General features: G+C 38.0%; 12 protein-coding genes. All 12 read left to right on the forward strand.

The genetic code is table 11. The features are described 5' to 3' along the window. Positions 1-42 precede the first annotated feature (42 nt). The 12 genes from folD to CLO1100_RS08070 all read left to right on the forward strand — a co-directional run bounded on the left by folD (position 43) and on the right by CLO1100_RS08070 (position 13,005). A complete protein-coding gene (gene folD / locus CLO1100_RS08015) occupies positions 43-897 on the forward strand; it encodes a bifunctional methylenetetrahydrofolate dehydrogenase/methenyltetrahydrofolate cyclohydrolase FolD (RefSeq protein WP_014313254.1) in 855 nt (284 codons plus the stop codon). Positions 898-1,344: 447 nt separating this feature from the next. Further along, positions 1,345-2,913: a ribonuclease Y gene (rny, locus tag CLO1100_RS08020; protein ID WP_014313255.1), complete on the forward strand. Its 1,569-nt coding sequence runs from the start codon at positions 1,345-1,347 to the stop codon at positions 2,911-2,913. A 182-nt stretch (positions 2,914-3,095) separates the two neighbouring features. Then, positions 3,096-3,890 carry a TIGR00282 family metallophosphoesterase gene (locus CLO1100_RS08025; RefSeq protein ID WP_014313256.1) on the forward strand — a complete coding sequence of 265 codons (795 nt, stop codon included), beginning with the start codon at positions 3,096-3,098 and terminating at the stop codon, positions 3,888-3,890. 11 nt (positions 3,891-3,901) lie between these two features. Next, a complete protein-coding gene (gene pgeF, locus CLO1100_RS08030; protein ID WP_014313257.1) occupies positions 3,902-4,729 on the forward strand; it encodes a peptidoglycan editing factor PgeF in 828 nt (275 codons plus the stop codon). A 42-nt stretch (positions 4,730-4,771) separates the two neighbouring features. Further along, positions 4,772-6,418, forward strand: a complete 1,647-nt coding sequence (locus tag CLO1100_RS08035) for a peptide ABC transporter substrate-binding protein (RefSeq protein ID WP_014313258.1) — start codon at positions 4,772-4,774, stop codon at positions 6,416-6,418. Between the two features lie 32 nt (positions 6,419-6,450). Continuing rightward, positions 6,451-6,942, forward strand: coding sequence for a signal peptidase II (lspA, locus tag CLO1100_RS08040; RefSeq protein WP_014313259.1), 492 nt, complete (start codon positions 6,451-6,453; stop codon positions 6,940-6,942). A 30-nt stretch (positions 6,943-6,972) separates the two neighbouring features. Continuing rightward, positions 6,973-7,887, forward strand: coding sequence for an RluA family pseudouridine synthase (locus tag CLO1100_RS08045; RefSeq protein WP_014313260.1), 915 nt, complete (start codon positions 6,973-6,975; stop codon positions 7,885-7,887). A gap of 256 nt (positions 7,888-8,143) precedes the next feature. Beyond that, complete coding sequence (pyrR, locus tag CLO1100_RS08050) at positions 8,144-8,680, forward strand: bifunctional pyr operon transcriptional regulator/uracil phosphoribosyltransferase PyrR (protein WP_014313261.1); 537 nt, start codon at positions 8,144-8,146, stop codon at positions 8,678-8,680. A gap of 13 nt (positions 8,681-8,693) precedes the next feature. Further along, positions 8,694-9,635, forward strand: a complete 942-nt coding sequence (locus CLO1100_RS08055) for an aspartate carbamoyltransferase catalytic subunit (RefSeq protein WP_014313262.1) — start codon at positions 8,694-8,696, stop codon at positions 9,633-9,635. Next, a complete protein-coding gene (locus tag CLO1100_RS08060; protein WP_014313263.1) occupies positions 9,619-10,905 on the forward strand; it encodes a dihydroorotase in 1,287 nt (428 codons plus the stop codon). The genes CLO1100_RS08055 and CLO1100_RS08060 overlap by 17 nt, the downstream gene beginning before the upstream one ends. Before the next feature lie 54 nt (positions 10,906-10,959). After that, positions 10,960-11,898: an orotidine-5'-phosphate decarboxylase gene (gene pyrF / locus CLO1100_RS08065; RefSeq protein ID WP_014313264.1), complete on the forward strand. Its 939-nt coding sequence runs from the start codon at positions 10,960-10,962 to the stop codon at positions 11,896-11,898. A gap of 24 nt (positions 11,899-11,922) precedes the next feature. Beyond that, on the forward strand, positions 11,923-13,005 hold the full coding sequence (locus CLO1100_RS08070) for a carbamoyl phosphate synthase small subunit (protein ID WP_014313265.1): 1,083 nt from the start codon (positions 11,923-11,925) through the stop codon (positions 13,003-13,005). Positions 13,006-13,018: the final 13 nt, after the last annotated feature.

Genomic DNA, 13,018 nt, shown 5'->3' on the forward strand with positions numbered 1-13,018 from the left:
ATAGTTATAAAAAATACTTAGGAAAAAGGAAAGGAAGAAACCATGTCTGCCAAAGTTTTGAATGGAACTGAGCTTGCGGCAAAAGTCAAGTCTGAGCTAAAAGCAAAAATAGACAAATTGAAGTTAAAGGGTATAAATCCCGGACTTGCAGTTATTATTGTAGGCGATGACCCTGCGTCAAGGGTATATGTAAACCACAAAAAGAACGATTGTGCTGAAATCGGTATTAAATCATTTGAATACGCACTTCCTGCAAGTACCTCAGAAGAAGAATTACTGAGTTTAATAGAAACATTGAACAATGATGCTACTGTAAATGGTATACTTGTTCAGTTGCCGCTACCAAAGCACATAAATGAAGATAAGGTTATTGCAGCAATAAGCCCCGATAAGGATGCCGATTGTTTCCATCCTATGAATGTTGGAAAGCTCATGATTGGAAAACCTGAATTCCTACCATGCACTCCGGCTGGGGTTGTGGAATTGCTGGAAGAAAATAATATAGAAATATCAGGAAAGAACTGCGTTGTAGTTGGCAGGAGCAATATTGTGGGAAAGCCACAGGCGATTTTGCTTCTTGCCAAAAATGCAACCATAACCATATGCCACTCCAAAACTGCCAATATTCAGGAAGTCTGTAGAAGTGCAGATATTCTGATAGTTGCCATTGGGAAATCGGAGTTTATCAAACCCGAATTTGTAAAACCGGGTGCAATTGTTATTGATGTAGGCGTGTCAAGGGGAGCAGACGGAAAACTGGTTGGGGATGTTCAATTTGCGGAGGTTTCGGAAATAGCATCTGCAATTACAAAGGTAACAGGCGGAGTTGGCCCTATGACCAGAGCCATGTTGATGAAAAATACATATAAGGCAGCATTGTTACAAAACAGTCTATAATTTCCTTGGTCAATAATAACAAAAACTAAGGAATAGCGTTTGTACTTTTCATTCTTGACATAAAAATTAAATAAGTTTACAATTAAATTGATTATGGAGTAAGAGCCAGTTCGTATTGTAGAGTTATATTAATTGATTATTAAGCTATTTAGGCTAATATATATATGCAGGTTTGTTTTATTAATGTTAAAAAAGCTTCAGCTGGGATTATTGTAAAAATTCTGGTATTATGCGTAGTTTAAATGACATATTTAGTAAAACGTCTCATATGTTTGAGTTTTATACATTATTTGTATCGGTCATAGCCATATACCGCTTAGTTATTATTATATTTTGCTATTCTACAGTACATAGGCCTTTGATAGGTTCATTTCTGCTTTTATTCCAATATTAATATGGTTATTGCGAATTATGAAATTTGAGCTTTGAAAACTGAATAAGGAGGAGGTGTTTAAGATAATAGTTAATATTTTAATAGGATTGGCCTGCGGATTAATTATTGCAGTTATTGCTTCTAAAATATTTTATGATAGAGGATTTGAGGCCAGAAAAAAGCAGGCAGAAGCCCAAATAGGCAGTGCCGAGCAGGAGGCCCAAAGAATTGTTGGAGAGGCTTTTAAACAAGGCGAGAATAAGAAGAGGGAAGCACTTCTTGAGGCTAAAGAAGAAATTCATAAAAGCAGAGTAGAACTTGACAGGGATATCAAGGATAGACGAAATGAGTTTATGAGGCAGGAAAGAAGGCTCGTTCAGAAGGAAGAAACACTCGACAAGAAAGTAGAAGCACTTGAACAGAAAGATGAAGCTTTAAATAAAAAACTGAAGGATATTGAAGTTTTGCAAGAGCAGTCCGAAGAGCTTGTTAAAAAGCAAACTGAAGAGCTCGAAAGAATTGCCGGATTATCTGTAGAAGATGCTAAAGAATACTTGCTTCGTAACATTGAAAACGAAGTAAAACATGAGGCTGCGGCACTTATAAAGGAAATTGAGTCTAACGCCAAGCAGGAAGCAGACCGCAAGGCAAAGGATATATTGGCAACTGCAATTCAGAAGTGTGCTGCCGATCATGTATCTGAAGCTACTGTTTCTGTAGTACCTTTACCTAATGATGAGATGAAGGGAAGAATTATCGGTCGTGAGGGTAGAAATATAAGGACTCTTGAGACCTTGACAGGAATTGATTTGATTATTGATGATACACCGGAGGCTGTAATACTGTCTGGATTTGATCCTATACGAAGAGAGGTTGCCAGATTAACTCTTGAGAAGCTTATTCTTGATGGAAGAATTCACCCTGCAAGAATCGAAGAAATGGTTGAAAAAGCTAAAAAAGAGGTTGACAACACTATTCGTCAGGAAGGTGACAATGCAGCATTTGAAACAGGCGTGCACGGCTTGCATCCGGAACTTGTAAGGCTTTTGGGTAAACTTAAGTTCAGAACAAGTTACGGGCAGAATGTACTTAACCATTCCATAGAGGTATCTCACCTGGCAGGTATAATGGCTGCTGAACTTGGTGTTGATGTTCAACTGGCAAAAAGAGCAGGTTTGCTGCATGACATCGGGAAGGCTATTGACCATGAGGTGGAAGGTTCCCATGTTACTATTGGTGCCGATGTGGCTAAGAAGTACAAGGAAAGTGCTGATGTGGTAAATGCCATTCTTTCTCACCACGGTGATGTAGAGGCGACAAATGTAGTTTCAGTTCTTGTACAGGCTGCGGATTCTATTTCAGCTGCAAGACCAGGTGCGAGAAGAGAAACACTGGAATCCTACATCAAGCGTCTTGAGAAGCTTGAAGAGATTGCAAACTCCTTTGAGGGAGTTGAAAAGTGTTTTGCAATTCAGGCAGGAAGAGAAATCAGAATTATGGTTAAGCCTGATGTTGTAAATGACGCAGATATAGTTCTGAAGGCAAGAGAAATAGTCAAGAAGATTGAAGATGAGCTTGAATATCCCGGACAGATTAAAGTTACTCTGCTAAGGGAAACTAGAGCTATTGAATATGCAAAATAATTAATTAAAATAAAATAAAAAAGCGTGGATTCCACGCTTTTTTATTTTTAGCATGTATCCATTAAAGTGTTACTTTTTATTGATATATGTATTATAATTGTTATAGATTACGGCATTACGTACTTAAAAATGAATGTCTGTACATAATAATAATAGCTTAATTAAATTTTGGAGGCAAAGAATTGAAGATACTTTTTATTGGTGATATTTTTGGAAACCCGGGAAGAAAGGCTGTAAAAGAATTTGTACCACAGCTAAAAAAGGAACTGGGAATAGATTTTTGTATTGCCAACGGCGAAAACGCTGCTGCGGGAAGCGGCATAACCTATTTGATCGCTCAGGAGCTTTACAAGTCAGGTGTTGACTGTATTACACTGGGAAATCACACGTGGTCAAAGAAGGAAATTTTGAATTTTATAGACTCTGATGAAAATATTATTAGGCCGGCTAACTTGCCCGGAAATGTTCCGGGTAGAGGATACACCATACTGAAATCTAATGGTAAAGAACTGGCTGTATTAAATCTTATGGGAAGGGTATACATGGATAGCATTGACTGTCCGTTTCAGGTTGCAGACAGAGAATTACAAGAAATAAAATCAAAAACCAAGGCAGTTTTTGTAGATATGCATGCGGAAGCCACATCTGAAAAGTCTGCTCTTGCCTGGTATCTGGACGGAAGAATATGCTGTCTGGCAGGAACGCACACACATGTGCAAACTGCAGATGAGAGAATTTTGCCATGTGGTACTGCATTGATTTCCGACGTTGGAATGACAGGGCCTTATGACGGAGTAATTGGTGTCGACAAGGAATTGATAATTGAGAGATTTATTACCAGAATGCCTCAAAAATTCGATGTTGCTAAGGGACGGGTACAGTTTTGTGCTGTTCACTTAGAAGTTGATGAAAAAACCGGAAAATGTATTAAAATTGAGCGTATATTTAAAGTAGCAGATTCTTTAGACGGAAAATAATGGGGGCATGAATGATAGCAAGCAATGAAAAAATTACTTTGAAACAAAAGAAAGATTTAATATATATTCAGTTTCAAAACTTTAAAGAGTACGAGCATTTACTTACACACTGTTTTACTACAAGACTTGGAGGCGTGAGCCAGGGGGCGTTTTCTTCTTTAAACCTTAGCTTTAACAGGAATGACATCAGAGAAAATGTTAGCGAAAACTATAGGCGGCTGGCAGATGCAATTGGAGTTGATTACAATAAAATGGTTCTGTCGAACCAGATACATGATAACAAGATAAGATTAGTGGGTATTGAGGACGCAGGGAAAGGTCTGACTTTAGAAAGTGACATTATAGGTTTTGACGGCCTTTCAACAAATCAACCGGGTATACCGCTGGTAACATTTTATGCTGATTGTGTTCCGGTATTATTTCTTGATCCGGTAAAAAAAGCTATAACAGCAGTTCACTCCGGCTGGAAAAGTACGGTAAAAAATATATCGTACGAAGCATTAGTGTTTATGAAAAATACGTACGATAGCAATTATGAAGATATTATTGTGGCAATTGGGCCTTCCATATGTATGGATTGTTTTGAGGTAGGCAAGGAAGTATATGACGGATTCAAGGAAAAATTCAGCTGGTGTGATAAATATACGGAATATAGAAACGGAAAGTACTACATTGGTTTGCAAAGAATTATAAAGCATGTTTTGGTGGAGACAGGTGTTCCGGAGAAGAATATTCTAATAAGTGATGTTTGTACGAAATGCAATACTGACCTTTTTTTCTCCTATAGGGGGGATAAAGGGAAAACGGGTGGTTTGGCAGCTGTTATGATGCTTAAATAAAATAAATATGTATTTGATAAGATTATTTGTTGGAGAAAAACAATGACAAAATCCATGAGACTTATTTCTTTACTGATAATTACAGGGCTGATGCTTTCAGCATGTACTGTTAATCTTAATAAAAAATCTGCAAATCCGGTTGAGGATATTTATGAAGGTAAATATGATGTGTTGGACAAAGGCCCTGAAAAAGGCGGGTCAGTACGTTTGTTCAGTACACCTGTAGATACACTGAATCCAATTCTAACAAACAACCAGTATGTTCAGGATTTTTTGGGTTTGGTATTTGAGGGACTTTATAAATTAGATGAGAAGCAGCAGCCTGTGCCTGCTTTAGCTCAAAGTACAGTAACCTCGGCTGATGGGCTAAAAATAACAATAACTTTAAAAAATGGTGTTAAGTGGCACGACGGCGCTTCACTTCAAGCCGGAGATATTGTGTTTTCAATAAATAGTATAATGGATGCTAAGAACAGCAGCGTATATGCGGCTGGCTTACAAAATATTGCATCTGCGTCAGCAGGTAAAAATAACTCGGTTGTAATTACTTTGAAAAAACCTGATGCTTTGCTGTTATACAGCTTGACTTTCCCAATTATACCAATGCATTATTATAATAAAGAGAAACTAAGCGAAAAAAATTCAAAGAAAAATCTTGCACCTGTAGGTACTGGGCCTTATGCTTTTGTAGCATATAATGCAAAAACAGGGGTAAAACTAAAAGCCAACGATGATTGGTGGAACAAAGGTGATTCTGAGTTGACGACTCCATATATCCAATCTGTGGAGGTTAAAATATTTCAGAATACCGGAAAAGCAACTAATGCCTTTCAATCCAGAGACGTTGATGTCGTAACGGCTGATTACAATGAGTTTAAAAAATACATCGGTCGGACTGATATTTCACTTAAACGTTACCCCGGTAAAAACTATGAATTTTTATCGTTGAATATTACAAAAGGGCCAATGGCAAATAAGAGTTTGAGAAGTGCCGTAGCAGGCTTTATTGATAAGAAAAAGCTTATTGATGCTGCCGCATATGGCATAGCTGTACCGGCTGAATTACCCATTATACCTAACTCATGGATAAACCAGCTGGTAAATATTGAACAGTATTCGGATTTAAAAAAGGCAAAACAGCTTATGACACAAAACGGATATGTTCTCTCGCGTAATAAATATGTAAGCAAAACAAACAGTAAAGCCTTTTCATTAAAGCTAATTGTTAATCAGGAAAATGTATTAAGAGTAAATACTGCTAATGCTTTAGCCGCTCAGCTGGCTAAAAATGGAATAACTGTAGAGGTTGAAAAGCTTACTTGGGAGAATGTGCAGAACAGAATAAAATCCGGTGCATATGATATGGCTTTACTGGGATATAAAATTTCAACAAAACCGGATTTGTCTTTTGCTTACTCTACGGAAAATATAAAGACAGGGCTTAATACTGCAAAATACAGCAATCCTGCAGTCGATGGGTATCTACAACAGATTTTAACCCAACCTGACGGTGAAAAACAAAAAAGTTTATATACGAACTTTTTAAAAACTGTTTTAGACGAAAGGCCATACATAGGCTTGTATTTTATCAATGAGGGAGTAATGTGCAGTAAAAACATAAAAGGAGCTGTAAATCCAAATGTATGGAGCAGCTATAATGATTTTTCACAGTGGTATGTACCGCAATAATTATATATTTAAAGAATGAATGGAGGACAAATATGCTTTGGGCGTTGATTATTATAGTGGGTTTTGCAATGGACAGACTAACAAAGGTTTGGGTTTTGGATAAAATCGCAGGTAACCCCGTAACCGTAATAAAAGATTTTTTTTACTTGAGGCATCTTGAAAACGAGGGCGCTGCTTTCAGTATTTTGCAGGGTAAAACTATTTTTCTTATTTTAATGGTATCCATAGTATCTTTGGCCATGTTATACTTTCTCATAAAGCATAAGCATAAGTTTTTGCGTCTTTCCTTGTCACTTATCCTGGGAGGTGCTTTGGGAAATCTGTACGATAGGATTTTCAGCGGTGGAAGCGTGGTGGATTTTCTGGAATTTCATTTTGGGTCATACGTTTTTCCAACCTTTAATGTTGCGGATATATTAGTTGTAGTAGGAACAATTCTTCTTGCGATATATATATTGTTCTTGTACAAGGAAGAAAAGCCTGAAACTACTAAACCAGAAAAAATTCAGAATGAAACAAAATAAAATAAATCATACATGTTCACGGAGGTTGCTTTGAAAGAATTTATTTTGGAATGTGATACAGACGGAGTAAGAATTGATTCATGGCTTGCGGTTAATCTGGAAGATTATTCAAGATCCTATATCCAGAAGCTCTGTCTGGATGGTAATATATGGGTAAACGAAGTGCAGGTAAAGTCAAATTATAAGGTGAAGCCGGGTGACAGTATAAAAGTGAATGTTCCTGACGCCGAAATTCTTGACGTAGAGCCGGAAGATATCCCTCTTGATATTGTATATGAGGACAAGCATATAATAGTTATAAACAAGCCTAAGGGAATGGTAGTGCACCCTGCTGTCGGAAACTACACGGGAACCTTGGTTAATGCCTTAATGAAACACTGCGGGGATAGTTTGTCAGACATAAACGGTGTTATAAGACCCGGAATTGTGCATAGAATTGACAAGGATACATCCGGACTGCTTGTGGTCGCTAAAAGCAACATTGCACACGAAAGACTCTCTGAGAAACTTAAAACTCATGACATAAAAAGGGAATACATTGCACTTGTTGACGGTATTATATATGAAAACAGCGGTAAGATTGATGCACCTATCGGAAGACATCCTGTTGAACGAAAGAAGATGTGTGTTAATACTGAAAACGGAAGAAATGCTATTACCCATTTCAAGGTACTGGAGAGATTCCCAAATACTACCTACCTTGAATTAAAACTTGAAACCGGAAGAACTCATCAGATAAGAGTGCATATGGCCTATATAAACCACCCTATTATTGGGGATATGGTCTATGGAAGGAGAAAGCAAAAGTATAAAACAAAGGGGCAGGTACTTCATGCATGGAAACTTTCATTCCAACATCCTGTAACAGGTGAAGAGATGAAGTTTGAAACAGCTGTACCTGAATATTTTCAAAGTATTTTAAGTCAATTGAGAGAAAATCTATAGACAAGCAGTTATTGTTATGGTATTATTTCATTTAAAAAGAGAGTTACCTTTAAATTAGTCCAGAGAGGCTATAAGGTGAGATATTAAAATATACTTGCATTTATGTATAATCATCAAAGTATGGTTGTATTTGTATATGTTAAGCTTCTTGCCTTAGGCAGGAAGCTTTTTTAGTATGTAGGCAAAATCGGCGAATCAATTGCATGTAAAAGTTTATATTAAAATATATGCTGTAAAAATGAGAGGAGACGACCTTATGGGACATACCGAGTTAATGGATGAAAACGCAATAGCAAGAGCTATAACAAGAATTTCCCACGAAATTATTGAAAAAAATAAGGGAGTGGAAAATCTGGTATTGATAGGAATTCAGAGAAGAGGAGTTCCTCTTGCAGCCAGAATAGCAAATAAAATAAAAGATGTTGAAGGCAGGGAAATTCCGGTAGGAATTCTAGACATTACACTATATCGTGATGATCTTAGCCTCTTAAATGAACATCCCGTTATAAACGGTACAGAAATAAACTTTGATATTGCAGGAAAGAAACTGGTCCTTGTCGATGACGTAATTTATACGGGAAGAACAGTAAGAGCAGCTATAGATGCTCTAATGGACATTAACAGACCCCAAATGATTCAGCTTGCGGTGCTTATTGACAGGGGACACAGAGAACTTCCCATAAGGGCTGACTATGTAGGAAAGAACGTGCCTACATCAAGAAGTGAGATAGTACACGTTAATGTTTTTGAAATTGACGGTTTAAATAATGTTACTATAACGGGTAAGGAATAGGAGAAAAAGAAATATGAACTTGAAATCCAAAGATTTACTGGGACTGAGGGATATTTCGGCAGAAGAAATTGAGTATATTCTAAATACCGCCAAAACAATGAAATGTATTGTTACATCAAACAACAAAAAAACAGCGCATCTTCAGGGAAAATCAATCATTACACTATTCTACGAAAACAGTACAAGAACAAGACTATCATTTGAACTGGCTTCCAAGTATATGGGAGCCAGCGCCGCAAATATATCCGCATCAAGCAGCAGCGTTCAAAAGGGCGAAACATTAATAGACACAGGAAAAACAATTGACGATATGGGTTCGGATATAATAATAATGAGACATCCAATGTCCGGGGCACCTCATCTTCTTGCTAAAAACGTAAAATCCTCAATAATAAATGCCGGGGATGGTATGAATGAACATCCCACACAGGCTTTACTTGACATGTTTACAATACAGGAGAAAAAGGGTACATTAAAGGGCCTGAAGGTGGCCATTATAGGAGACATACTTCACAGCAGAGTTGCCAGAAGTAATATATGGGGGCTGACAAAAATGGGTGCGGAGGTTAATGTATCCGGGCCTGCTACGCTGATGCCCCCTGAGATTGAAAAAATGGGTGTAAATGTTTTCAGTACGGTTCAGGAAGCAATGCTGGATGCTGATGTTGTCATGGGTCTGAGAATTCAGTTGGAGCGTCAGAAGAAGGGGTTGTTCCCCACAATAAGAGAATACGCAAGGTTTTTCGGAGTTGACGATAAAAGGTTAAAACTTGCCAAGGAGGATGCAATAGTGCTTCATCCCGGCCCTGTAAACAGAGGGGTTGAGCTTTCTACCTCAGTCACTGACGGAGAACAGTCTTTCATAAACGAACAGGTAACTAATGGAGTTGCAGTGAGAATGGCACTGCTATATCTTTTAACAAGGAGGGGAACCGTAAATGAAGTTACTAATTAAAAACGGACATGTTCTGGACGTAAAAACCAGTTTGGACAGTGTTGCAGACATATTGGTAGTGGATGGAATTATCCATGATATAGGAAGCGAAATAGATGAAACCGGTTGTGAAGTAATTGATGCTAATGGCTTGTATGTAATTCCGGGTCTTGTAGATGCTCATTGTCACCTGAGAGACCCCGGATATGAGTATAAGGAAGATATAGAGACAGGAACGAGAAGTGCGGCTAAAGGCGGTTTTACCTCAGTTGCGTGCATGCCAAATACCAACCCGGTACTGGACAACGAAGCAATGGTAAAGTATGTAATAAATAAAGCGAAAATTGATGGTATTGTAAATGTATTTCCTATTGGAGCAGTGTCAAAAGGGCTAAAGGGAGAGGAACTAAGTGAAATCGGGGAGCTCAAATTTGCAGGTGCGGTTGCACTTTCAGATGACGGCAGACCTGTCGGTAACTCCTCATTAATGAAAAAGGCAATGCAATATGCCTCAATGTTTGATATAACAATTATTTCACACTGTGAAGACCTTGACCTTGTAGACGAAGGGCTTATGAATGAAGGCTTCCAGTCATCAATTCTCGGATTGAAAGGCAATCCTGCTCCCGCTGAAGAAGTAATGATTGCAAGAGATTTGATACTGGCGGAATATACAAAGGCAACAATTCACATAGCTCATGTAAGTACAGAGCTGGGAGTTGATTTAATAAGGAATGCTAAAAAAAGAGGTGTAAGAGTTACTGCTGAAACATGTCCCCATTATTTTACACTCACTGATAATGCGTGTGAAGGTTTTAATACAAATGCAAAGGTAAATCCTCCGTTAAGGACGCAAAAGGATGTGGATGCAATAATTCAAGGCTTAAAAGACGGCACCATAGATATTATATCAACAGACCACGCACCTCATCATATTGACGAGAAAAATGTAGAATTCAAAATTGCCGCAAATGGAATGGTTGGCTTTGAAACAGCTTTTCCTCTGGCAATTACCTATCTGGTCAAACCCGGACATATGACACTTAAAGAACTTGTATATAAAATGAGTTTTAATCCATCACAAATGCTGGGACTTAATAAAGGTACCATTGAAGTCGGCAAACTGGCTGATCTCATGATTTTTGATATAAATGAACAATATAAGGTAGATATCACTAAATTCGAATCAAAAGGCAGAAATTCACCGTTTAACGGGTTTTCACTATACGGTCAGCCTCAGTATACCATTGTAGGCGGAAGCCCTGTGGTCAGAAAAAAGGTACTGTTGTAAAAATTATTATGCATTGGGTAATAATTTGTATATTGCCCGGAAATGGAGATAAAAATGTTTATTGACAGACTTATTGAGAGTATTCAGGAAAAGAATAATCCGACTGTTGTAGGGTTGGATCCAAAGATTGAATATGTGCCGGCTTTTATTAAAGACAAAGCCTTTAAAGAATATGGTAAAAATTTAAAGGGAGCTTCTGAAGCTATTCTAAGCTTTAATAAAATGATAATTGATTCAATATACGATGAGGTTCCAGCAGTTAAACCACAGCTTGCTTACTACGAAATGTATGGAATCGATGGATTAATTGCTTTCGAGGAAACCTGTAAATATGCAAAGGGCAAGGGCTTGATTGTTATTGCAGACGGAAAGAGAAATGATATTGGAACAACTGCCGAGGCTTATTCAAAGAGTTTTCTTGGTGAAACGGAAATAGACGATGGAGTAAAGCAAAAGGTTTTCGATGTAGATGCACTTACGGTAAGTCCGTATCTGGGAATTGACGGAATTAAACCTTTTATTCAGGACTGTATAAACTTTGACAAGGGAATATTCGTACTGGTAAAGACATCCAATAAGTCCTCGGGGCAGCTCCAAGATCTGGTAACTGAACAATGCAAAAGCATTTACGAAGTTATGGCCGGATATGTACATGAATGGGGAAAACCCCTTATGGGCAAATATGGCTACAGCAGTGTTGGAGCAGTGGTGGGAGCAACATACCCTAATCAGGCCAAATTGTTAAGGTCAATTATGAAAAATGCATATATTCTGGTTCCGGGATACGGGGCACAGGGGGGAACAGCAAGAGATTGTGCAAATTCCTTCAACAGGGATGGACTTGGTGCAATTGTGAATGCATCCAGAAGTGTAATTTGTGCATATAAATCAGAAACATGGAAGAATGAATATACCGAAGAGAAGTTTGCAGAAGCTGCAAGGGCAGAAGTTTTGAGAATGAAGGAAGATTTGAACGCTGCACTTGGCAGATAAATAATAAGACACAGAGGTGAGAATATGAAGGCTTTTTTATTACTGGAAGACGGTACGATATTCGAAGGCAACAGCTTTGGAATGGAAGGTAAGGTAGTTGGAGAGGTGGTTTTTAACACGGGTATGACAGGCTACCAGGAAGTTCTGACAGACCCGTCATACTGCGGACAAATAGTATGTATGACTTATCCCTTGATAGGTAACTATGGTGTAAATATAGATGATATTGAATCCTTAAAACCCCAGGTAAAAGGTTTTATAGTCAGGGAGCTTTGCAAAACTCCAAGTAACTGGAGATCAATTGAAACCTTGAATGAATATTTGAAAAGAAATGAGATAACAGGTCTTGAGGGTATTGATACAAGAGCATTAACAAGGATTTTGCGTGATAATGGTACAATGAAAGGTACTATAATTACGGCAGAACAGCTGGAAAATATACAGGAAGAACTTACAAACGTAAATAGCTATACAATTAACAACCCTGTATTACAAGTTACTACAAATGAAATAAAACATTACAAAGGCGAAGGCCACAAAGTAGCTCTTATAGATTACGGCTTGAAACAGAATATTGTAAGATCATTGTTAAACAGGGGCTGTGAAGTATATATCTTCCCTGCAAACGCAACAGCGGAGGAAGTTTTGGAAATAGACCCCGACGGAATAATGCTTTCTAACGGACCCGGAGACCCAAAGGATTGTCAGTTCCAGATAGAGACAATTAAAAAACTCATAGGTAAAAAGCCAATATTCGGAATTTGCCTTGGACATCAGTTGACAGCATTAGCTAACGGAGCAAATACCGTAAAACTCAAATACGGGCATAGGGGCTGTAACCATCCTGTAAAAGATATAGCAAAGGATCTCACCTACATTACTTCCCAAAACCATGGGTACACAATTGTCGACGAATCACTTGATAGAGAAACTATGACTGTAAGTCATATAAATATGAACGACGGAACTATCGAAGGAATAAAGTACAAAAATGCTCCGCTTTTCACTGTACAATTTCACCCTGAAGCATCACCGGGGCCGGGAGACACAGCATATTTGTTCGACGAGTTTATTAAAATGATAGATTATTCAAAAAGTAGTTTATAAAAGAAGCTGGAGG

This window comes from Clostridium sp. BNL1100 (genome assembly GCF_000244875.1).
Classification (GTDB): Bacteria; Bacillota; Clostridia; order Acetivibrionales; family DSM-1351; genus Ruminiclostridium.

Coding starts and splice junctions, on each gene's coding strand:
- CLO1100_RS08060 (WP_014313263.1), top strand. CDS start 9,619: ATGAAGTTACTAATTAAAAACGGACATGTTCTGGACGTAAAAACCAGT.
- CLO1100_RS08055 (WP_014313262.1), top strand. CDS start 8,694: ATGAACTTGAAATCCAAAGATTTACTGGGACTGAGGGATATTTCGGCA.
- lspA (WP_014313259.1), top strand. CDS start 6,451: ATGCTTTGGGCGTTGATTATTATAGTGGGTTTTGCAATGGACAGACTA.
- pyrF (WP_014313264.1), top strand. CDS start 10,960: ATGTTTATTGACAGACTTATTGAGAGTATTCAGGAAAAGAATAATCCG.
- folD (WP_014313254.1), top strand. CDS start 43: ATGTCTGCCAAAGTTTTGAATGGAACTGAGCTTGCGGCAAAAGTCAAG.
- CLO1100_RS08070 (WP_014313265.1), top strand. CDS start 11,923: ATGAAGGCTTTTTTATTACTGGAAGACGGTACGATATTCGAAGGCAAC.
- pgeF (WP_014313257.1), top strand. CDS start 3,902: ATGATAGCAAGCAATGAAAAAATTACTTTGAAACAAAAGAAAGATTTA.
- CLO1100_RS08035 (WP_014313258.1), top strand. CDS start 4,772: ATGACAAAATCCATGAGACTTATTTCTTTACTGATAATTACAGGGCTG.
- pyrR (WP_014313261.1), top strand. CDS start 8,144: ATGGGACATACCGAGTTAATGGATGAAAACGCAATAGCAAGAGCTATA.